At 57.9% G+C, this 20476-nt stretch carries 18 protein-coding genes; 9 read left to right on the top strand and 9 right to left on the bottom strand.

Annotation, left to right across the window (positions count from 1 at the left end):
* Positions 1 to 19 precede the first annotated feature (19 nt).
* From ACTG19_RS01270 to yhfZ, 5 genes are read right to left on the bottom strand one after another with little or no spacing between them, the layout of a single operon-like run.
* A complete protein-coding gene (locus tag ACTG19_RS01270; protein WP_113739467.1) occupies positions 20 to 1321 on the bottom strand; it encodes a YhfT family protein in 1302 nt (433 codons plus the stop codon).
* 10 nt (positions 1322 to 1331) lie between these two features.
* A complete protein-coding gene (locus ACTG19_RS01265; RefSeq protein ID WP_029303224.1) occupies positions 1332 to 1691 on the bottom strand; it encodes a DUF2620 domain-containing protein in 360 nt (119 codons plus the stop codon).
* A gap of 14 nt (positions 1692 to 1705) precedes the next feature.
* The gene (locus tag ACTG19_RS01260; RefSeq protein ID WP_113739466.1) at positions 1706 to 2584 is read right to left on the bottom strand and encodes a phosphotriesterase-related protein; all 879 of its coding nucleotides are present in this window, start codon (positions 2582 to 2584) and stop codon (positions 1706 to 1708) included.
* Positions 2584 to 2916 (bottom strand): hypothetical protein, encoded by a 333-nt coding sequence (locus tag ACTG19_RS01255; RefSeq protein ID WP_139474136.1) that lies wholly within the window; start codon positions 2914 to 2916, stop codon positions 2584 to 2586. The genes ACTG19_RS01260 and ACTG19_RS01255 overlap by 1 nt, the downstream gene beginning before the upstream one ends.
* A 58-nt stretch (positions 2917 to 2974) precedes the next feature.
* Entirely contained in the window at positions 2975 to 3874 is a 900-nt protein-coding gene (gene yhfZ, locus ACTG19_RS01250) for a GntR family transcriptional regulator YhfZ (RefSeq protein ID WP_201989380.1), read from the bottom strand.
* A 377-nt stretch (positions 3875 to 4251) separates the two neighbouring features.
* On the opposite strand from yhfZ, the gene sbcB reads away from it, so the two are divergent.
* A complete protein-coding gene (sbcB, locus tag ACTG19_RS01245; protein WP_113739464.1) occupies positions 4252 to 5679 on the top strand; it encodes an exodeoxyribonuclease I in 1428 nt (475 codons plus the stop codon).
* A gap of 155 nt (positions 5680 to 5834) precedes the next feature.
* Positions 5835 to 6335: a hypothetical protein gene (locus ACTG19_RS01240; protein ID WP_005360277.1), complete on the top strand. Its 501-nt coding sequence runs from the start codon at positions 5835 to 5837 to the stop codon at positions 6333 to 6335.
* Between the two features lie 78 nt (positions 6336 to 6413).
* Here ACTG19_RS01240 and ACTG19_RS01235 read toward each other — a convergent pair whose 3' ends face one another.
* Positions 6414 to 8123 carry a glycoside hydrolase family 36 protein gene (locus ACTG19_RS01235; RefSeq protein ID WP_439988617.1) on the bottom strand — a complete coding sequence of 570 codons (1710 nt, stop codon included), beginning with the start codon at positions 8121 to 8123 and terminating at the stop codon, positions 6414 to 6416.
* Positions 8124 to 8283: 160 nt separating this feature from the next.
* Here ACTG19_RS01235 and ACTG19_RS01230 point away from each other — a divergent pair, with 160 nt between their 5' ends.
* The 3 genes from ACTG19_RS01230 (at position 8284) to cdd (ending at position 10405) form a co-directional block, all read left to right on the top strand.
* On the top strand, positions 8284 to 8640 hold the full coding sequence (locus ACTG19_RS01230; protein WP_005333279.1) for a CidA/LrgA family protein: 357 nt from the start codon (positions 8284 to 8286) through the stop codon (positions 8638 to 8640).
* A complete protein-coding gene (locus ACTG19_RS01225; RefSeq protein ID WP_043850903.1) occupies positions 8637 to 9323 on the top strand; it encodes an LrgB family protein in 687 nt (228 codons plus the stop codon). Before ACTG19_RS01230 ends, ACTG19_RS01225 begins: the two co-directional genes overlap by 4 nt.
* 197 nt (positions 9324 to 9520) lie before the next feature.
* Entirely contained in the window at positions 9521 to 10405 is an 885-nt protein-coding gene (gene cdd, locus ACTG19_RS01220; protein ID WP_439988616.1) for a cytidine deaminase, read from the top strand.
* 119 nt (positions 10406 to 10524) lie between these two features.
* Here the strand turns inward: cdd and ACTG19_RS01215 are convergent, their stop codons facing one another.
* Entirely contained in the window at positions 10525 to 11910 is a 1386-nt protein-coding gene (locus ACTG19_RS01215; RefSeq protein WP_335863847.1) for a tryptophanase, read from the bottom strand.
* Between the two features lie 466 nt (positions 11911 to 12376).
* On the opposite strand from ACTG19_RS01215, the gene ACTG19_RS01210 reads away from it, so the two are divergent.
* The 4 genes from ACTG19_RS01210 (at position 12377) to asd (ending at position 16999) form a co-directional block, all read left to right on the top strand.
* The gene (locus ACTG19_RS01210) at positions 12377 to 12541 is read left to right on the top strand and encodes a DUF2256 domain-containing protein (RefSeq protein WP_129504131.1); all 165 of its coding nucleotides are present in this window, start codon (positions 12377 to 12379) and stop codon (positions 12539 to 12541) included.
* Positions 12541 to 14061 (top strand): cryptochrome/photolyase family protein, encoded by a 1521-nt coding sequence (locus ACTG19_RS01205; RefSeq protein WP_439988615.1) that lies wholly within the window; start codon positions 12541 to 12543, stop codon positions 14059 to 14061. Before ACTG19_RS01210 ends, ACTG19_RS01205 begins: the two co-directional genes overlap by 1 nt.
* Positions 14062 to 14218: 157 nt before the next feature.
* Complete coding sequence (locus tag ACTG19_RS01200; protein WP_439989585.1) at positions 14219 to 15526, top strand: D-amino acid dehydrogenase; 1308 nt, start codon at positions 14219 to 14221, stop codon at positions 15524 to 15526.
* A 360-nt stretch (positions 15527 to 15886) separates the two neighbouring features.
* Positions 15887 to 16999: an aspartate-semialdehyde dehydrogenase gene (gene asd, locus ACTG19_RS01195; protein WP_005345266.1), complete on the top strand. Its 1113-nt coding sequence runs from the start codon at positions 15887 to 15889 to the stop codon at positions 16997 to 16999.
* A 107-nt stretch (positions 17000 to 17106) separates the two neighbouring features.
* On the opposite strand, the gene fdhD is transcribed toward asd, so the two are convergent.
* Both fdhD and ACTG19_RS01185 read right to left on the bottom strand, forming a co-directional pair.
* Entirely contained in the window at positions 17107 to 17991 is an 885-nt protein-coding gene (fdhD, locus tag ACTG19_RS01190; protein WP_234923093.1) for a formate dehydrogenase accessory sulfurtransferase FdhD, read from the bottom strand.
* Positions 17988 to 20120 carry a sigma 54-interacting transcriptional regulator gene (locus tag ACTG19_RS01185; protein WP_439988614.1) on the bottom strand — a complete coding sequence of 711 codons (2133 nt, stop codon included), beginning with the start codon at positions 20118 to 20120 and terminating at the stop codon, positions 17988 to 17990. The genes fdhD and ACTG19_RS01185 overlap by 4 nt, the downstream gene beginning before the upstream one ends.
* Positions 20121 to 20476 lie beyond the last annotated feature (356 nt).

Genomic DNA, 20476 nt, shown 5'->3' with positions numbered 1-20476 from the left:
AAACCGGGTGACCCTGGGGTCAGATATTAAAAATTCCGACGATATGGAAAATATTGAGTGCAACACCAGTTAATATGGCAGCGAGAGCCGGAGCAGCAATTTTTAGTACAGGACGGCCCATCACCTCATTGAGGAAGAACAAGATAGTGAAAATGGTAATCCCGGTGGTCCCACCCATTTTCATCACCGCCAGTACCCCACCGATCAGGAGTGCAAACTCCATCAGCGTGTTCATCGAATTACGGATATTATCCGAAGCATTACGAATAGACGGAAATTGTTCCAGGAAATGGCCGATCCGACGCAGCAAGAATACTTCCGCACAAATGGTCAGGGCCCCCAGCACCGCAGCAACAGGTACGTTAGGTGAGAGGTAACCAACCACAAACACAAAAGTCATCCCGACCACACCATATACACCAGTGGCCAGTGCAGTGGTCGCAATCAGAGGTACGAACCCAAGCCCGCGCATGAATTCAGAAAGAGCAACCTGGTTGATTGCCGTCTGCTGCGCGACAGGATCGGTCAACTTGTAGGCATCGGCAAGCGGATAGATAGAGACTTCAGAACCAGCAAAATAACCAGCGTTGACAACCACAGCTACCAGCGCACCGGTTGCAGCTAGGAACGGCAGGTTTTTCATGATGCGCTTGGTGCGTTCTTCAAACAAACTGTGCATACCCGACATATCAGGCGGCGCGATACCATTTTTCTTATCGTTGATGTCTTTGTATATGGCAGTCCCCACCAGCATCATCATCCCAACGAAAATTTGCAGGGACTCAGGATAAATAGTGGTAAATTTCATCGTGGCAAGCCGAGCCAGCACAATAACTGCAGCCGAAATAGCACCAGCTTTCCAACCGAACTGATAAAAGATGGCGAGCAGCGGAAACAGTGCAAAAGCGGTCATCACTGGCGTACCCAATTCACCTAACGCGCCAACCGCATCGACAGGCAAGCCTGTCAATACAGCATTCACACCGGAAAGAGAGGTAACAACCAGAATCCCCCACAAACCGCCAGCTAATGCGGCTTGCCAGCGCCGAGCCATCATCACACCAAGAATGTCGGTCGGTAAAAAGAGCAACCAAGGGTTTAGAAGACCAGTGGAAAGCGTAAACGAAATACCGACTGAGGCGACGAAACCAATCGACAAGCCAAACGCCACGGATCCCGCATCACGCCGCGACATATTTCCTTCGACGACTTGGGGTAGAATCGGCCTGATTCCGTCATGAAATACCGATGCACTCATATTGGCCAACAGAGCTGTCATGGCACACAACAGAGTGACTAACCCTAATTGAATAATGTCCATTTTTGTGCCCTCAATTGGCGGCAAGCTTGGTAATTAATAAAGGAATGGCATGTTCGACATGTTCCACTGAAAGGCCAAACGCCACCTTGCCCTCTTGAATAAACTTCTCCACCTCTTCGGACTTAGCTTTGATGGAAGGTTTAGCAATAGTGCAACTTTTCGGATAACCGATAATAGCGATAGCGATTGATAGTGCAGCCCCAGCACCGGTATTACAACACCCGATGTAATAATCCAGGACTCCCGCTTTTACCTTCATGGCGGCATCCATGTCATTGAGAATATGACATTCAAACTCCCCCGGTGCAGCTTGTTCAATCTGCGCCTTTATCTGCTCACGTTGCAATCCAGCAATCCCTATTTTTTTCATTTTTATATCCAGCCTCATTTAAAAAAGTGGTAAGGGGTAAGACGTAACATTTGTTCTATTTGAGTTTTACTAATACCTGACTCAAGTAACTGTGGAATAAAACTTTCCACCAGATAACAAAATCCAAGGCCTCCATTTTTTTTAAGGTGTGATTTTCTAGTTATATCCATAGACAGCATGACTCTATCCAACAAATTCCTGCTAGCCAATTCTTTCAGCATGTTGATTCTCGACGAATCAGGGAAGTAACTGTTCTTACCGATAGTGTCAAACTGAACATGACAACCCTGTTCGATCAACCACAAGATGTCATCCAGATTATTTTTAAGATCGCAATGACCGATAGTGACCCTTTCCATTGCGACCGCATACGACTTGAATAACTTCACCTGTTCTCTTGCCATGGTGCTCATGGAAAGGTGGGTCGAGATTGGGCGGCCGGTCTCATAATGCGCCATTGCTGCAGCTTCAAAGACTTTTCGCTCGGTTTCGGTAAATGCGTTCTCGCTACTACCAATTTCCCCAATGACACTAGCTTTAAGTGCACTGTCATCGATACCCACCGTGATTTCATGCACCATCTCACCGCATATCTCGCGAGCTGACATACGGTATAGCTTCTCGGGGAAGAAACCTTCGATGTAATAACCTGTCGACATCAGGATATTCATGCCGGTATCTTGCATTATATTTTCAATAAAATGAGGATTTCTCCCCATAAAACGATTTGTCATCTCGATGAGATTAAGCACTCCATGCTGTTTGAGTGCAACAAGCTCATCCCGGATCGACGCATAACTATCAAGAAGACAATCTTCATCCCTTTTCTGTGAGGATAGGTCAATGTGCAGATGTTCATGACAATAGGTGTAACCATCGAGGCTAATCGACATTACATACCCTCCTGACATGAGTAGTGCAGTGATAAAAGATTACTCAACATAAATGACTTTTCACTCTCCGGAGCTGTCGCAAGATCAATTTTATCAAGCAGTCTTCTGTTGAGAACATCAATATCATGGAAGAATGGATCTTCCTGTACTTCATCAAACAGGGTTGGATCCATACCTTGCTCTATTGGTGTTCCTGACTTAATCCGATCAAATGCCCTGGCCAGATGGACAATCATCATCTGGAATTGCTCATTATCATCACCAACTGGAAAATTTTCCCTGAGGTCTTCCATTACCAATAAACATGCTTTTAATGCATCATGACTGATCACATCGGCTGACCGGAGTAACTGTAATCGCGCTATCACTGCATATCTCCATATTCAAATATTAATAACTTGGTATCAACTTCCCTTCAATTACTAAACGCTGATGGACCAACAGTTGATGAACATCAAGTAACTTACTAATTAGCTCGCAGACATGCTGGCTCTGGCGACTGACAAGAACTACAGCCTGGGATGCTTGGCGACATTCATCAATATGCTGGAGCGATTTTTCGCACAGCCCCGATACATTCATATCGATGGCCTCGGGCAACCACACGACCGCATCTATCTGCCCGGAAACGAGATAACTCAAGCTGTTAGAATAGTTGATCTCGACAATTTCAATTTCTCTTCCTGCAAACGCCTTCTCGGTCAGAATTCGCTGATCAGGAGATGCCGGATCGACCCCTACGCGTTTGATAGTCTCATATTCGTTTTCCCTATAAATCAATCGATGCTCGAGTGAATAGGACTCAGCCCCCAGATCCGCCAGGATCTTCACGCTGCCACCCAATGTTCCAGCAGCAAGTTTGGACATAATGGCTAGGTCATAGACACCCTTTTTCAAGCATTCGGCACGGACATCAGCGCCGCGCATATGGGCAAAATAGAGTGGCAGGCTGCCAAGTTGCGCCTTCAATCCACTGGCCAGGCCCTCGTAGTGCTTTGTATAAGGCAGCGGCATGGCACACACCACATGGCTGATGCCGGAGTAACGGACAAGCTTTTGATAATCGAGTTGCCGAATATAAGTGCCATTACGCCCCTGCTTACTCAAGCTGACCGCCTTGTCATTTTCCAGCGTGGTAAACGCCTTCTGTATAAATCCAACCGATACACCGATCTCGTCAGACAAGGACTCTATCGTCCTCAGGCGGTCGTCAGGCTGGGTCGTCATGAGATACTTTGCAAGGCATATCACTGCCATGCCTTCTTTACTGATGTATGGGTTTGTCATCATTTATATCTTCATTATTTTGAACAAATGATACACCAGAGATTTCGCCCAAAACTAAACGATTGCTCAATTTTGTGAGCGCCTTCATAACAAATCGGATGAGAGAGGATCCTTGCAAAAAAACCACGGGCGCGACCCAAGAGCGCCATGTCTCCGACCGACTGAAGCGTTGGATCTAGTGACATAGTGAATTTGGCCACCTGATTGGCTGACTCCCCTCTAACTCTATGAGGTCTCTTTCCGCCCAATAAACCGCCACCTACACGGCTCGCCCTTCGTTCTGCCTGCGCTATGGTTTACCATGCACACAATTGTGGTGCCTGGCACCGCCCACCCTAGCGCCAGGCGCTACCGTCATCGGATACCTCATCTCGAGCAACATGAGCAAAACAGCACACGCGGGCAACGAGCCAACATTCTACTTCCACGACTACGAGACCTTCGGCATCAGCCCCGCCAAGGACAGGCCGTCGCAGTTTGCCGGTATTCGTACCGATGCGGATTTCAACATCATTGGCGAGCCACTGGTGATTTATTGCAAGCCTCCGGCAGACTACCTGCCAGATCCGGAGGCGTGCCTCATTACCGGTATCACGCCGCAAAAGGCGATGAAGGACGGGCTGTGCGAGGCGGATTTCATTCGCCAGATCCACGAGCAGTTCGCCACACCGAATACCTGTGTGCTTGGCTACAACAGTATCCGCTTCGATGATGAAGTGACCCGCTACACCCTCTATCGCAACTTTTATGACCCCTATGCCTACAGCTGGCAGAACGGCAACTCCCGATGGGACATCCTCGACATGCTGCGGGCCTGCTATGCCCTGCGGCCGGAGGGGATCGAGTGGGCCTTTGATGATGAAGGCAAACCGAGTTTCCGGCTGGAGAAGCTGACGGTCGCCAACGGCGTCGCCCACGCCAATGCTCACGATGCACTCTCTGACGTACTGGCCACCATCGAGATGGCCAAGCTGGTGAAAAAGGCCCAACCCAAGCTGTTTGGTTACCTCTTTGATCTGCGTAACAAAAACAAGGTGAAGGCGCTGATTGACGTGGTGACCATGAAGCCGCTGGTGCACGTCTCCGGCATGTTCTCCCCCTGGCAGGGTTGTGCAAGCTGGGTCTCGCCACTTGCCTGGCACCCCACCAACCAGAACGCGGTGATCATGGTGGATCTGACCCGTGACCCCACCCCGCTCATCGAGCTCACCAGCGAGGAGATCCGCGAGCGCCTCTATACCAAAAAAGAGGAGCTAGGGGATCTGGCGGGCATTCCGGTGAAACTGGTGCACATCAACAAGTGCCCGGTGCTGGCGCCGGCCGCCACCCTGACGGCGGAACGGGCCGACGAGCTCGGCATCGATCGGGAGCAGTGCCGCAAGAGCCTGGATCTGCTGCGCGCCCACCCCGAAGTACGGGAAAAACTGGTGGAAGTGTTCAATCAGGAGTTTGCCGGCAGCAATGAGAGCGACCCCGATACCCAGCTCTACGGCGGATTCTTTGGCCACGGCGACAAGTCCACCATGGATCTGGTGCGTGCTACCCCCGCGGACCTGCTGGGTGAGCGGGAGTTCGCCTTTACCGACGCCCGGCTGCCGGAGATGCTGTTCCGCTACCGCGCCCGCAACTGGCCGCACACCTTGAGCGAAGCGGAGCAGAAACGCTGGCGCCTGCACTGCAGCGACTACTTCAGCCGCCGTCTGCCGGACTATGTGCCCCGTCTCGAGGCGCTGGCCGAGCAGAACCAGAGTAACGAACGGAACTTCGCGATTCTAAAGAGTCTCTATCACTATCTGGAAGATTTATGAGTTGTGAGTAGTTTCACAATAAATCCTTCCCGCCCGTCCCCTTCTTCAGGTCATAATGACGAAGGGGATTTCCCCAAAAACCAATATCTTGCAACATCCTGAGCGGATGTCTCCCAAGCAAGAGATCTCTTTGGCCGAACGGAAGCCATTTGCTGATGCCTCGTCACCACGCACTGCTCGGATTACTGGCCCTGCTGCCGCTGGCAGCCAACGCCGCATACCGGTTCGATGTGCCGGATTATCTTGCTCGCCTGCCCGAGCAGACCTATCGCATCGTAGAACAGAACTTCAATACCCTTTATCAGCAGACTGATTTCACTCCCCTGATCACCAACAGCTACTTCAACGGCTCCCATCTCTACAAGTTTGTCGGGGTACCGCTGGCCATCAGCGCCCAGTCAGGTTTCCAGCTGGAGGTGTTTGGTCAGGTCTATAACCGCGCTTCGCAAGCCTATATGCACCTGAGCGAGGATATGTCCCTTTATCGAGTGATGCGGGTCGATCTGATGGGGAACCCCAATGATCAACTGGCCATCGGTTTTGGTCTGGGGGTGCCCATCACCCCGTTGCTGACCCTCAAGGCGATCGCCTCCGGCAGTGATATCCCGGGCTATGGTTCCGCCAAATACGCTGTCGGTTTTGAGTGGCGTTACTGAAAAACGTGACTGATAACCGCTGATTGAAACAATTCAGGCTCCGTGATGGAGCCTGAATTGTATGTGGTGATGCGGTGATCAGGTGTAGCGGATCACCCGCCCCTCACCCCCTTGCAGGGTCACGGTTGTGCCGACTGCCTGCTCCTGCCAAAAATCGGTTCCCCCTTCCGGCAGCAGAAACTCCTGTGGTTGCCCCTCCCAGTTGAACAGGCAGAGCAGAGTACCGCCCTCGGGCAGGCTTACTTCGCCGCAGGCAAAGTCCATCGACTCGAAACGGGCAGAGGGTGCACGAACAGCACAAAGACCCAGCAGCTTGCACAGTTGCGCCGCCTGCTCCTCATCGAGATCTTGCAGTCGATCACCCGCCAGCATCATGCCGCCGCTCGCCACCAGCGCTGCCAGATGGAAGCTGTAATCCGCCTTGCTTGCCTGCTGGCTCGGTAGATCACGCAAACAGATGCAGTCGGGATCGAGGGCCCAGAGCTTGTCGTTCTGCCAGGCACGGCAGAAGGCTTCGCGAGCAATCTGGCGATAGCGGTGGCCGTTGCGCTCCACGTCATCGCTCACCCGCATGCCGTGCACCAGCCCAAGGCTCGGCCAGATGGGGGCGTTGCAACCGAGCAGGAAGGCACCATCGCCAGCACCGCGCAGAATGGCGGCCATGCCGCGCCGATAGGCTTCAACCCGCGTGGCAGCCGGATCGTGGAAACGGCCACCGTGGATGGCGCCCCAGAAGTTGGCATCGAGCTTGAAGTAGTGGATGCCCCACTGCTCGCGCAGGGTGCGGAACACCCGCTCGAGGTGCACCTGCACCTCGGGGTGGGTACCATCCAGCACATACCAGGGAGTACAACGCCAACCGCCATAGGTGACCCGCTCGGAGGGGAGCGGCAGGCCGTCATCCCCCTTCACAAACCAGTCGGGATGATCCTGAAACACCTGCGAGCTTGGTTCGGCAATAAAGGGAGCGACCCAGAGGGCGGGCTCGCAGCCAGCCTGTTTGATCTCCGCAGCCAGTGTTGCCACTCCTTGCTCGAACTTGGCCGATGGAGTAAGCCAGTCGCCCATCTTGGCCTGATAGCCGTCGTCGATCTGCACATATCGCAGGGCCGGGAAACGCTCGGCACGGACCTGCAGGTTCTCGCGAATATCGGCAGCGCTCACCTCGGCGTAGTAGTGATACCAAGAGCACCAACCGCTCGGGCGATCACTCACCTTGCCGATCAGCGAGCCGTGCTCGGCCTCGATCAACCGTGCCAACTCAGCCAGCAGATCCTCGCGCTCCGGCCCTTCGAGGCAGATCAGCGCCTCGCTCTGCCAGTGCTCACCGGCCGCGAGTTTTCGCCCTTCGCAATTCATCAGGATCTGCAAGCGACCATCGGGGTAGAGGCGAAACTCCCCGCCAAAACGGTGGCAGCTGGCAAAGGCGAGCAGCAGCCACCCCTTGCCATGCTCCACCAGCAACAGGTTGTGAATGGTGTGATAGCCATTGTCATCGGTGATGCGATAGATGCTGGCATCGGGGCAACGGCCGACATGTTGCGGTGATTGCCAGCAACCCATGGTCTGGGCCAGCATCTGGAATCCTTCGCCATAGATGGCGCTCTCCACCGGCAGGCCAAGCTTGCCGTCAAACAGCACCCAGCGCTCAACCGGAGTGGCATCAGCGCCGGTGTTGTCGAGTCGCACCCGACACAGGGGCCCGTCCCACTGACGGGTTTGCAACAGATGGGGTGGCAACGCATTATCGTTCGCCATCTGGCGAACGCGGGACAAGAGGGATGTCATCACTACTCCTTGAAGTTCGAAAAGGGTTCTATCAGACAATTTTCAAAAATTGCCAATCAAATCAGCCTCAAATGAACTGATTTCAGTTGTTATTGTTTTAATGCCGCGACCCGCCCTCTCTGGTAAACTGCGATTTTTCTTCCCAGTCGATGAGGTTCACGTGATCGCGCAACGCGCCTTGCTGTACTTTCGTGACTTTATGGTCATTGTCGCCTGCCTGCTGGCAGGCAAATCCGTGGCAGCCATCCTGCCTTTCGCCTTTCCCGGCAGCATCATCGGCATGCTGCTGCTGTTTGTGCTGCTCTCCCTGCAGCTGATCAAGCTGCACTGGGTCGAGCTGGGCGCAGGCTTGCTGCTGCGCCACATGGGCGTTTTGTTCGTGCCGGTTGCGGTCGGGCTGGTGGCCTGGCTTGAGCCCCTGCGCCAATCCTTCGGCGTCATCATGCTCTGCATCGTGCTCGGGATCGTGCTGATCCTCGCCACCGTCGGTCGGCTCTACCAGAGGATGAACAAATGATCTTCTGGCTAGCGATCCCTCTGACCCTGGCGCTCTATTTCGCCACCCGCGCCCTCTATCGCCGCCTGCCCTGGCCCATCATCAACCCTGTGCTGGTGCCGACCGCGGTGATCATCGGCCTGCTGCTCTGGTTTGATCTGCCCCTTGAGCAGTACGAGCGCGGCAGCAGCCCCATTACCATGCTGCTGGAGCCCGCAGTAGTGGCGCTGGCACTGCCGCTCTATCAGCAGGCGCGCCAGATCCAGGCCAAGCTCAAGCCCATCCTAATCTGTACCCTCGCCTCCGTCTTGATCTCGGTGTGCACAACCCTGCTGATCGGTCACTTTATGGGCACAGATCCGGCACTGCTCGCCTCCCTTGCCACCAAATCCATCACCACCCCGCTCGCCATGAGCGTCAGCCAGTCCATCGGCGGCATTCCCGCCATCGCGGCCGCCGTGGTGGTGGTGGTGGGGATTGTCGGTGCCCTGATCGGCTACCCGCTGCTCAAACTGTTCAAAGTGACCGATCCGGAAGCCCAAGGGCTCGCCATGGGGGCCTGTGCCCACGCCATCGGCACCGCCACCTCCGCCGAGAAGGGGATTACCCAGGGGGCCTTTGCATCGCTGGCGATGGTGGTGTGCGGGATCCTCACCGCTGCCGTTGCCCCGCTGCTGTTTGCCATCTATCACTGGCTGACCTGATGACCCCATTGACCACCTGTTGACCATTCCGAGGGGCCTGCTGGCCTCTCGGGGTGCGACCTGCCGCACAATTTGCACAAGACAAACGTTTCCATTACCATCCCCCTCCGTTTGCCCATCAGGGCGTGAGCCTGCTCACACATTTACCCGAGCTTGCTCCCTACAATGGCCGCCCAATTGGCCTTTGAGGACACACTATGCATCCCCGTTTTGCCAAGCCATTCGATACCCTCTCTGCCCCGCTCAAAGCAGCCGTGCAGCCCATGCTGGATAGTGCCGACTTCAACGCCCGCTTCACGCCGGAGCAAGTCGCCACCCTGAAAGCCGCCACAGGTCTCGATGATCGCGCCCTGCGCCTCGCCCTGTTGCCGCTGGCAGCCGCCTGCTCGGTGGCGCCCATCTCCAAGTTTTATGTCGGTGCCATCGCCTGTGGCCTGAGCGGCACCTGGTACTTCGGTGCCAACATGGAGTTTGCGGGGCAAGGGTTGTTTCACTCGGTCCACGCCGAGCAGTCCGCCATCTCCAACGCCTGGCTGGGTGGCGAGACCGGGATCTCTGAAATCACCGTCAACTACACCCCCTGTGGCCACTGCCGTCAGTTCATGAACGAGCTGAGCACCGCCAAGATCCTGAAAGTCTCTCTGCCCGATGACCTGAGCGCCCTGCAATCCTTCCTGCCCCACTCGTTTGGGCCGGCGGATCTCGACATCACGGATGCGCTGATGAGCCCGCAGGATCACGCAGAGCTATCGCTTCAAAGCGAAGACCCGCTGTGGCAGGCCGCGCTGGCCGCCGCCCGTCAAAGCTACGCCCCCTACAGTCAGGGCTATGCCGCGGTGGCGCTGCAGTTTGCCGATGACCGCATCTTCTCTGGCCGCTACGCCGAGAACGCCGCCTTCAACCCCAGCCTTCCGCCGATGCAGATGGCCTGCGCCCATGCGGTGCTTAATGGCGAAGATCTCGCCACCATCCGCCGCGCAGTACTGCTGGAGAACAAAAACGGCCAGATCAGCCAGCGTGACTCCGCCCAGTCCACCCTCAAGGCGCTGGGCTCGGTCGAGCTGGAGTATCAGGCGGTCTGACCCCCGGCTTTGTGTCGATAAACGAAAGCCCCCGCACCAAGGTGCGGGGGCTTTTTACTTGGCCGTTTAACCGGGGGCTGCGCTTGGCCGTTTGATCACCCCGTCTAACCGATTGCTGATCAGACCGGTTTCAGCCGCGCGGTGAAGTGGCGCAGCAGCGGCGGCTCGTAGTCAAAGGTGAGCCCGCGAATGTCGCTGGCCCGCGCTTTCACCGCGATCAGGCAGTCGGCCACATAGTCCATGTGATCCCGGGTGTAGACCCGACGCGGAATGGTGAGACGCAACAGCTCAAAATCCGCAGCCTCCTGCTTGCCGGTGGCGGGATCGCGCCCCAGCAGCAGGGAGCCAATCTCCACCCCGCGCACGCCCCCTTCCAGATAGAGCTCGCAGGCGAGCGCATGGGCCGGAAACTGCTCGGCCGGAATATGGGGCAGCAGCTTCTTGGCATCCACAAACACCGCATGACCGCCGGTGGGGGTCTGGATCGGGATCCCCGCCTCGGCCAGCCGCTCGCCGAGATAAGCCACCTGACTGATGCGATAGGTGAGATACTCTTCATCCATCCCCTCCCGCAGGCCGATGGCGAGCGCCGCCATATCCCGCCCGGCGAGGCCGCCATAGGTGACAAACCCCTCCATCGCCACGCAGCGCACCTGCACGGCGCGAAACAGGTCGAGATCCTCCTTGAAACAGCAGAGCCCGCCGATATTGACCAACCCGTCCTTTTTGGCCGACATGGTGAAGATGTCCCCCAGCGCAAACATCTGGCGCACTATCTCCTTGATGCTGTGCTTGGCATAGGCCGGATCCCGCTCCTTGATAAACCAGGCGTTCTCGGCAAAGCGGGCGGCGTCGATCACCACCGGAATCTGGTGACGACGGGCCAGCTCGGAGACCGCCTCCATATTGGCCATGGAGACCGGCTGGCCACCGGCACTGTTGCAGGTCACCGTGATGATGATGCCGGCCACGTTGTCGGCCCCCAGGGTTTCGATGGTGTCGGTCAGGCGAGGGAGATCAAAATCCCCCTTCCAGGCATAAGGCGCCGTGGTGTCGAGGGCCTTCGGGGTGAGCAGGTTGATGGCCCGCGCGCCGGCCAACTCCACGTGAGCCTTGGTGGTGTCGAAGTGGTAGTTGGAGATAAAGACAGGCGCCTTGCCCTTGCAGCGCTTGACCAGCTCGGGAAAGAGGATCTGCTCGGCCCCGCGCCCCTGGTGGGTGGGCATCACATGCTGGTAGCCAAAAATCTCGCGCACCGTGCGCTCCAGCTCGACGAAGTTGCGGCTGCCCGCATAGGCCTCATCCCCCATCATGATGCCGGCCCACTGGCGATCGGACATGGCACCTGTGCCACTGTCGGTCAGCAGATCGATATAGACATCCTCGGCCAGCAGCAGGAAGGGGTTCCAGCCAGCGGCCTCGAGGGCGGCGCGGCGCTCGGCGCCAGTGGTCTGTTTGATGGGCTCGACCATCTTGATACGAAACGGCTCGGGTATACGACGCATAAAAGACTCCTCACCGGCGCGGGGCCAGTGTGTTTGAAATTGGAATTGGAATTGGCAAAGAGGCCGGGGCGATCAGGGTCGTCCGGCTGACAAATTCAAACGGCAGGTGCCGCCAATCAGCGGTGAGGAAAGTCGAAGGTGAGAATGGGATCCCGGGTATACCAGTGAGCGAGCAGGCAAGCTGCCCGGGGCGTAGCTGTCATGATTGGCATCACTCCCCTCCATATCGGTTGTAGACAGTCGGTGGCCAACAAGATCCATTGATGGGTACTGCCAGCGGGCAGCTTCGCCACGTTAACGGCTGGTTAATTGGCAAACAAGGGGCGCACCGACGGGCTGTGCGCCCGCTCACAAAGTGGGCATCTGCGCGGCAAACCGGCAGCGAGGTTGATCCGTCCACGCCCCCGCTTCGTTATTCTCCCTAGCCACACGTCACATCCCCCATCAGCCAAGGCCGGAAGCCATCATGCATCGCAAACCCCATCTGCCCGAGAAGATCTGCCCCGTCTGCCAGCGCCCCTTCAGTTGGCGGCGCAAGTGGGCGCGCAGTTGGGAGGAGGTTCGCTATTGCAGCGAACGCTGTCGCCACGCTCGTCACAGCAGCCAGCAACCTGAGGGGGAGCGATTTTGATGGAGCTGCGCCTGATTCTCGGCGATCAGCTGAACGCCGCTCACAGCTGGTTTCGCACGCCGGATCCGGCAATCTGCTATCTGATGGCAGAGCTACGTCAGGAGACTGACTACTGCCGCCACCATCGCCAGAAGGTGCTGGCCTTCATTGCCGCCATGCGCGCCTTCGCAGCAGCACTCACCCAAGCGGGCCACCGCGTCTGTTACCTGACCCTCGATGAGAGCGCCCGCTGGCCCGACTTGCCCGGCTTACTGGAGGCTCAGCTCGAAGCACATCAGGCCAGCAGCTTTGCCTGGCAGAGCCCGGACGAGTGGCGCCTCGCCAGCCAGTTGAAAAGCTGGGCGGCGGGCCTTGCCATCCCTGCCACCGAGGTGGATAGCGAACATTTCCTCACCCCCCGTGATGGCTGGCAGCGCTACCCCCACAGCCGGATGGAGTTCTTCTACCGCGCCCTGCGCAAGCAATATCAAGTGCTGCTCGATGAGCGCGGCCAAACCCTTGGCGGGCGCTGGAATTTTGATGACGAGAACCGCGCCAAACTGCCGGCAAGCCAGCCGATCCCGGCCCCCCTCACCTTTGCCAACGAGGTGAGCGAGATTGACGCCATGCTGACCCGCCACGGGGTCAGCACCATCGGCGAGGCGGATGCCAGCATGCTGCCGTGGCCCATCACAAGGCGCCAGAGTCGCGAGCTGCTCGCCCATTTTCTCACCCACTGCCTGCCCCACTTTGGCCGCTATCAGGATGCCCTGAGCGAGCGGGGCTGGAGCCTGTTTCACAGCCGTTTGTCGTTTTCCCTCAACAGCAAGATGCTTCATCCGCTTGAGGTGATCCGCGCCGCCGAATCCCACTGGCAGGCCAATCAGGCAACCATCACGTTGGCGCAGGTCGAGGGTTTTATCCGCCAGATCCTCGGCTGGCGCGAGTTTGTCCGTGCCCTCTACTGGGAAAAGATGCCCGACTACCAGCAGACCAATTTTCTCGGGGCCAACCGACCGTTGCCCGGTTTCTTCTGGAGCGGCGAAACCAGGATGGCCTGCGTGCGTCACGCCATTGGCCAGTCTCTTGAGCACGGTTACGCCCACCATATCCAGCGGCTAATGGTGACCGGCAACTTTGCCCTGCTGGCGGGGATCGATCCTGACGAGGTGGATCAGTGGTATCTCGGTATCTATGTGGATGCCATCGAGTGGGTGGAGCTGCCCAACACCCGCGGCATGAGCCAGTTTGCCGATGGCGGCCTGATGGGCAGCAAGCCCTACGCCAGCAGCGGCGCCTATCTCGAGCGGATGGGCCACTACTGCAAGGGGTGCCACTATCAGGTCAAAGCCCGCCACGGCGACGGAAGTTGCCCCTTCAACAGCCTCTACTGGCACTTTCTCTGGCGCAATCGGGACAAACTGGGCGGCAATCCTCGCCTCGCCCTCCCCTATGCCAACTGGGATGGCCAAGCCGCCGAACAGCAGCAGGCCATTCTGGCGACGGCGGAGCAGTACCTGATCAAGCTGGAGCAGTTGTAAGCGGGCCATGCCCCCTGGCACATTCACACTGACAACAGCGCAGCGATTTACGCTGGCAATCAGGCTCACCATCGCACCAAACACCAGCTTGTGACTGGCAAGCAGACGGAGATCCCAATCCTGCGCAGAGCGGTTGAATATCCTGTGGCGGCTGATTATGGTGGTGGCCACATCAGGAGATCAGTCAAGGAAAGACGATATGGAGATAGTGGTTCTCGGTGGCGGCGTAATAGGGGTAACCAGCGCCTGGTATCTGGCCAAAGCGGGTCACAAAGTAACCCTGCTGGAGCGACAAGGTGGCGTCGCCCTTGAAACCAGCCATGCCAACGCCGGGCAGATATCCCCGGGTTATGCGGCACCCTGGGCGGCACCCGGCATCCCCCTCAAGGCCGCCAAGTGGATGCTGCAAAAGCATGCCCCCTTCACCGTGCGCCCCACTGCCGACCCCTTCCAGCTACGCTGGATGCTCAGAATGCTCGCCAACTGCACCCCGACCGCCTATGCCACCAACAAGGGGCGCATGGTGCGTCTGGCCGAATACAGCCGCGACTGCATGAAGCGGCTGCGCGACGAGCTCAACATCGATTACGAAGGGCGCCAGCTCGGCACCCTGCAGCTGTTTAGAAGCCAGTCCCAGCTCGATGCCAGTCAGCGCGATATCGAGGTGCTGGAGGAGTATGGCGTCCCCTACCAGTCGCTGGATGCCAGCGGCTGCGAATCGGCAGAGCCTGCGCTGGCGCGAGTGCGTGGCAAAATCGTCGGCGGCTTGCGTCTGCCCGGCGACGAGACCGGCGACTGCTTCCGCTTCACCAAGGCCCTTGCCCTTGAAGCCGAGAAGCTCGGGGTCAAGTTCGTCTTCAACTGCGACATCGACGAGATTGAGCAAGCCCGCGGCCGCGCCGTGGCGGTGCGAGCAGGCGAGCAGCGCTATCGCGCCGATGCCATCGTCTGCGCGCTCGGCAGTTATGCCACCGGTTTTTTGCGGCCGCTGCTGCGCCCGCTCGGGCTGGAGCTGCCGGTCTATCCGGTCAAGGGCTACTCCCTCACCCTGCCGATGATCAATGCCGAGGCCGCGCCGCGCAGCACCGTGCTCGACGAAACCTACAAGGTGGCCATCACCCGCTTTGACGAGCGGATCCGGGTCGGCGGCATGGCGGAGCTGTCGGGCTACAACCTCGCTCTCAACCCCAGACGCCACGACACCCTGGCGATGGTGGTGGGCGATCTCTTTCCCGAGGGGGGCGATATCAGCCAAGCCGAGTTCTGGACCGGCCTGCGGCCCATGACGCCGGACGGCACCCCGCTTGTAGGGCCAAGCCCCATTCCCGGTCTCTGGCTCAATACCGGCCACGGCACATTGGGCTGGACCATGGCGGCCGGTTCGGGTCAGCTGTTGTGCGATCTGATCAGCGGCAGCGAGCCCGCCATCAGCGATGAGGGGCTCACTCTGGCCCGTTACGGCTAAGCGCCCAAGCTGTCGGGCTGTTTCACTCGCCAACTACGCCCTCGACAACAGTAGAGGACGTCCTCAACCGCTTTATTGACAGGCCACCGCCATAAACGGTGGCCTTTTCGTCTGATGTTGACCTTCTCCCTCCCAGTCTACCTGAGCGGTGCTCTGGCTGCCGGTTAATGCAGCAAACGGCACAGAATATTGCGCAATTCGACTTGCGCAAGCCGCCACAATCCGTAATGTGGATAGACGCATTTTTCGCAGCGCATATTTTTTAAATAGCCTGTAAACCGCTTGTAAACAGGCGTCGCCAGACAAGGGGTTACGGGTGTCACCGCGAGTTTCTTTAGCAGCAATCCAGGGTAGGACATTATGAAAAAAGTAGGTTTGGTCGGTTGGCGTGGCATGGTGGGATCGGTTCTGATGAGCCGGATGCAGGAAGAGCAGGATTTCGCCCATATTCAACCCACATTCTTCACCACCTCCCAGGCCGGTGAGGCCGCTCCCAACTTCGGCGTCGATGCCGGTACTCTGCAGGACGCCTTCGATATCGAGGCGCTGGCCAAGCAGGATATCATCATCACCGCGCAAGGCGGCGACTACACCAAGGATGTCTATCCGCGCCTGAAAGCCGCTGGCTGGCAGGGTTACTGGATTGACGCCGCCTCCTCCCTGCGGATGGAGAAAGACGCCGTCATCATTCTGGATCCGGTCAACGGCGACGTCATCGAGCAGGCCCTGAACGATGGCATCAAGACCTTCGTCGGCGGCAACTGCACCGTCAGCCTGATGCTGCTGGCCCTCGGCGGCCTGTTCAAGGCCGATCTTGTGGAGTGGGTCAGCGTGGCCACCTATCAGGCGGCCTCCGGTGGCGGTGCCCGCCATATGCGCGAGCTGGTCACCCAGATGGGGATGCTGCGTGACGAAGTGGCGGTCGAGCTGGCGGATCCCGCCTCCGCCATTCTCGATATCGAGCGCAAGATCACCGAGAAGACCCGCTCCGGCACCCTGCCGGTCGACAACTTCGGCGTACCGCTGGCCGGTGGCCTTATCCCCTGGATTGACACCAAGCTCGACAACGGCCAGAGCCGTGAAGAGTGGAAGGGTCAGGCCGAGACCAACAAGATTTTGGGTATCGAGAATGCCGTCATTCCGGTGGATGGTCTCTGCGTGCGGATCGGCGCCCTGCGCTGCCACAGCCAGGCGTTCACCATCAAGCTGAAAAAGGATGTGCCGCTGGCGGAGATCGAAGCGCTGCTGGCTGCCCACAACGACTGGGTAAAAGTGATCCCCAACGATCGCGACATCACAGCCCGCGAGCTGACTCCGGCTGCCGTCACTGGCACCCTCAGCATTCCGGTGGGTCGTCTGCGCAAACTCAATATGGGCCCTGAGTATCTGGCTGCCTTTACCGTGGGTGACCAACTGCTGTGGGGCGCCGCCGAGCCGCTGCGCCGCATGCTGCGTATCCTGCTGGCTCGCTAATCCGCAAGCTATAGGCAGATACAACAAGGGCGGGGAGTCACACTCCCCGCCCTTTTTTATTGCCTGTTTTTATAAGCCCTTTAGCAGGCTCTCACTCTTGCTGTCACTTAAAGCAGAATACGCTGACAGCCGCTGTAGATCTCGGCCCGCCCGGGGCGGCAAAAGCCCACCAACGTCAGCCCGGTCTGCTCGGCTCGCTCGACCGCAAGCTCGGTGGCGGCGGAGATGGCGAGCAAGATCTCCACTCCGGCGCTGGCGCACTTTTGCACCATCTCGAAGCTGGCGCGGCTGGTCACCAGAATGGCACCGTCACGGCGACCCGTGCGGCACAAGTGCCCCACCAGCTTATCCAACGCAATATGGCGCCCCACATCCTCGCGGATGGCGAGAATATTACCTTCCGCGTCCAGATGCACAGCCGCATGGGTGGCGCCAGTGCGCTGGCCCAATAGCTGGAGCGGGCGCAGCGCGGTCAATACCTTGTCGATATGACCCACCGCCAGACGCTGACTGTCGGGCAAGCTTGGCTGGGTGCGGATCACCTGCTCCAGACTCTCGCTGCCGCAGATGCCGCAGCCGGTGCGCCCCGCCAGCGTGCGCCGCTTCTCTTTGAGGCGATAAACGCAGCGATTGGCCAGGGTGATATGCAGCTCAATCCCCTGACAGCCGTCAATCTGCTCGATGTCGTGGATATCGAGCAGGCTGTCGATGATCCCCTCGGATAGCGAAAACCCGATGGCAAAATCCTCCAGTTCGGAGGCCGAGCACATCATCACGCTGTGGGCGATGCCGTTGTAGACCAGCGCCACCGGCGTCTCGGAGGGGAGCGCCATCTCGCTGTCGCAGGTCAGTGCATCGGCGCGGTAGTGCACCACCTCGCGATGGATGGCACAGCGGGCCAGCTCGTTTTGTTCGCTCTGTTCTCTTTGTTCTCTCTGCTCGTTCTGTTTTCTCTGCTCGCTCCGCGCCTCAACCTTAAGTAGCTCTCTCATGGTGCAACCCCGTCAATGATCTCGGGATCTCTGGCCGAAATGCCGAGCCGCTTCATTTTCGAAAGCAAGGTGGTGCGCTTCATGCCGAGGCGGTTGGCCGCCCCTCGTTCGCCAGCGACGATGCCGTTGCAGTCACGCAGGGCCGCGATGATCGCCTCGCGCTCATCAATCGGCCCCTCCTCGGCAAAGAGCGGTGTGGCGGGCTCGTCATAGACCAGGGTCTCAATCTTGTGGTAACCCTTGAGCGGCATCAGCTCATCGGGCGAGAGGTTGAGCACATGGCCGCGGGTCATCACCACGGCGCGCTCGATAACGTTCTCCAGCTCGCGGATATTGCCGTACCAAGGGAGCGACACCAGCATCTTCATGGCATCGGCGGGGATCGAGGTGATGGTGCGGCGCATCCGCTTGGCAATCTTCTTGATAAAGAAATTGACCAGCAACGGAATATCCTCGCGCCGCTCCCGCAGGGGTGGCAGCTCGATGGGAAAGACGTTGAGCCGGTAGTAGAGATCGCTTCGAAAGCGCTTGTTCTTGACCATGGAGAGCAGATCGCAGTTGGTGGCGGCCACCAGCCTTACATCCACTGCGATGGGGTTGCTGTTGCCCACCCGCTCCAGCTCGTGCTCCTGCAATACCCGCAACAGTTTGGGCTGCAAATCCAGCGGCATATCCCCCACTTCATCGAGGAACAGGGTGCCTTTGTGGGCCCGCTCGAAACGGCCGATCCGCTGGGTCAGGGCGCCGGTAAAGGCCCCCTTCTCGTGGCCAAAGAGATCGCTCTCGATAAGGCCGGTGGGGATGGCGGCGCAGTTCACCTTCACCATCTCGTGGTCGTGGCGGGCACTCAGGGCGTGAATGGCCTGGGCGATCAGCTCCTTGCCGGTGCCGGTCTCGCCGAGGATCAGCACGGTACTGTCGCTCTCGGCCACCAGCCGCACCTTCTCCAGCACGCTCTCCATCACCGCGCTCTGGTAAATGATGTGGGGGAACTCCCCCTGCATCTGCGGCTCGTTGATGCGAATGGTCTTCTCTTTGGCACCGTTGGTGTTGGAGATCTCCTGCTGCGCCTGCACGTTGTTCATGGCAATGGCCGTGCGCGCCGCCACCTGCTCCAGCAGGGAGATATCGATATCGGCAAAGAAGTCGGCATGGGGGTGCGAGAGGATCAACACCCCCAGCAGGTTGCCCCGATAGCGCAGCGGCAGAATGCAGGAGCTGTCGGCCTCGGGCGGCAGGATCTGGGAGGTAAAGCGGCAGCGATTGCTGCAACCATGGCCGTGTTCGCGATAAACGAAGAAGGGCTCGCTGTGGCCAAGGGCCCCCTGCAGGCACTTCTTTTCAAAACAGGAGTGATCGATGATGCCCGGCTGCTCGCTCTGGTGTTGATTGACCAGATAGCTCTTGAAGCTGTCGGAGGTGGCGTTGTACTCGGCCAGACACAAGCTGCTGATGCCGAAGTGGTGATGCAGGATGGTAAACAGACTCTTGGGCAGCTCGGCGATACGCACCAGTTTGATCACTGCATTGGTCACATCCACCAGAATTTTGCAGCTGTCGCGCTCAAGGCGCAGAGAGTTGGCCTGCTCCAGGGTGCGCTCCTTGTCGAGCACGTTCTCCAGCGCAATGGCGATAATGGCCGCCAGCTGGGTCAGCTTGGCAAGGGTCTCCATGGTGAAGCTGTCGAGCCGGGTATTGATAAACTCGACTCCGCCCAAGTGGCTGCGGGCGGTGGTGATGGGGAGCTGGCAGTAGGAGCGCAGCCCCGCGTAAACCCCTTCGTCGTCCAGAGCCGGGCAGCGATTCTCAAAGCGGGCGGCAGCGAGAATGATGGCCTGTTCCGAGGTCTCTTTGGTAGGACGGGGGGAGAGGTGCAGCTCTGCCTTGGGGCAGACCAGATGCTTTGGGCCGGAATGTCCCATGAAGTAGAAAATGGCCTCCTCGTCCGCACCCATGTTGAGGATCAGGTTGACCCGGGTCACGCCGCCGAAGCTGGCATCTATCTTGTTGAGTTTGTGGATAAAATCATCGAGCGTCACGGCCGACAGGAGGGATTTGGAGAGCAGGAGGAAACCGTCGTCCCAGATGGGAGAGATCTCGTCCAGGGGGATGGCACTCACATTTAGCATTGCGGCCTCACGTTATATCGATTTAGTCACCAGTCAGGCTGTCCATGCCATCGCATCACGACAAGCACCCGTCACCAAAATAAATAGCCGCAACCCGTAAAAGCGGCTGCCAATAAGAAAAGCGGTGACGAAAATTGTCGCATGTTGCAATTCCAGAGTTGTTATTAACGAACGACAACAAAAAGTAACATCGTTATCGGGGGATATATTGGAATGGCGACTCATCATAGATGAGCTCAAATTTCATTACAATCCGATTTAATATATCTGATGGCCATATTTAACCGGTTATTTCATCAGTTCTTGATCTCAATTAAGGCGCCCGAAAAGTGGGCCGCCGTCAACTGTCAGATCTG

The organism is Aeromonas sp. 3P (genome assembly GCF_051919745.1).
Classification (GTDB): domain Bacteria; phylum Pseudomonadota; class Gammaproteobacteria; order Enterobacterales; family Aeromonadaceae; genus Aeromonas; species Aeromonas veronii.
This window is presented reverse-complemented; position numbering and strand designations above follow the sequence as displayed.

What these genes read in the sequence shown, in the direction of transcription:
- ACTG19_RS01270 (WP_113739467.1), bottom strand. Translation starts at nt 1,321, where the DNA reads ATGGACATTATTCAATTAGGGTTAGTCACTCTGTTGTGTGCCATGACA.
- ACTG19_RS01265 (WP_029303224.1), bottom strand. Translation starts at nt 1,691, where the DNA reads ATGAAAAAAATAGGGATTGCTGGATTGCAACGTGAGCAGATAAAGGCG.
- ACTG19_RS01260 (WP_113739466.1), bottom strand. Translation starts at nt 2,584, where the DNA reads ATGTCGATTAGCCTCGATGGTTACACCTATTGTCATGAACATCTGCAC.
- yhfZ (WP_201989380.1), bottom strand. Translation starts at nt 3,874, where the DNA reads ATGATGACAAACCCATACATCAGTAAAGAAGGCATGGCAGTGATATGC.
- sbcB (WP_113739464.1), top strand. Translation starts at nt 4,252, where the DNA reads ATGAGCAAAACAGCACACGCGGGCAACGAGCCAACATTCTACTTCCAC.
- ACTG19_RS01240 (WP_005360277.1), top strand. Translation starts at nt 5,835, where the DNA reads ATGCCTCGTCACCACGCACTGCTCGGATTACTGGCCCTGCTGCCGCTG.
- ACTG19_RS01235 (WP_439988617.1), bottom strand. Translation starts at nt 8,123, where the DNA reads ATGACATCCCTCTTGTCCCGCGTTCGCCAGATGGCGAACGATAATGCG.
- ACTG19_RS01225 (WP_043850903.1), top strand. Translation starts at nt 8,637, where the DNA reads ATGATCTTCTGGCTAGCGATCCCTCTGACCCTGGCGCTCTATTTCGCC.
- cdd (WP_439988616.1), top strand. Translation starts at nt 9,521, where the DNA reads ATGCATCCCCGTTTTGCCAAGCCATTCGATACCCTCTCTGCCCCGCTC.
- ACTG19_RS01215 (WP_335863847.1), bottom strand. Translation starts at nt 11,910, where the DNA reads ATGCGTCGTATACCCGAGCCGTTTCGTATCAAGATGGTCGAGCCCATC.
- ACTG19_RS01210 (WP_129504131.1), top strand. Translation starts at nt 12,377, where the DNA reads ATGCATCGCAAACCCCATCTGCCCGAGAAGATCTGCCCCGTCTGCCAG.
- ACTG19_RS01205 (WP_439988615.1), top strand. Translation starts at nt 12,541, where the DNA reads ATGGAGCTGCGCCTGATTCTCGGCGATCAGCTGAACGCCGCTCACAGC.
- ACTG19_RS01200 (WP_439989585.1), top strand. Translation starts at nt 14,219, where the DNA reads ATGGTGGTGGCCACATCAGGAGATCAGTCAAGGAAAGACGATATGGAG.
- asd (WP_005345266.1), top strand. Translation starts at nt 15,887, where the DNA reads ATGAAAAAAGTAGGTTTGGTCGGTTGGCGTGGCATGGTGGGATCGGTT.
- fdhD (WP_234923093.1), bottom strand. Translation starts at nt 17,991, where the DNA reads ATGAGAGAGCTACTTAAGGTTGAGGCGCGGAGCGAGCAGAGAAAACAG.
- ACTG19_RS01185 (WP_439988614.1), bottom strand. Translation starts at nt 20,120, where the DNA reads ATGCTAAATGTGAGTGCCATCCCCCTGGACGAGATCTCTCCCATCTGG.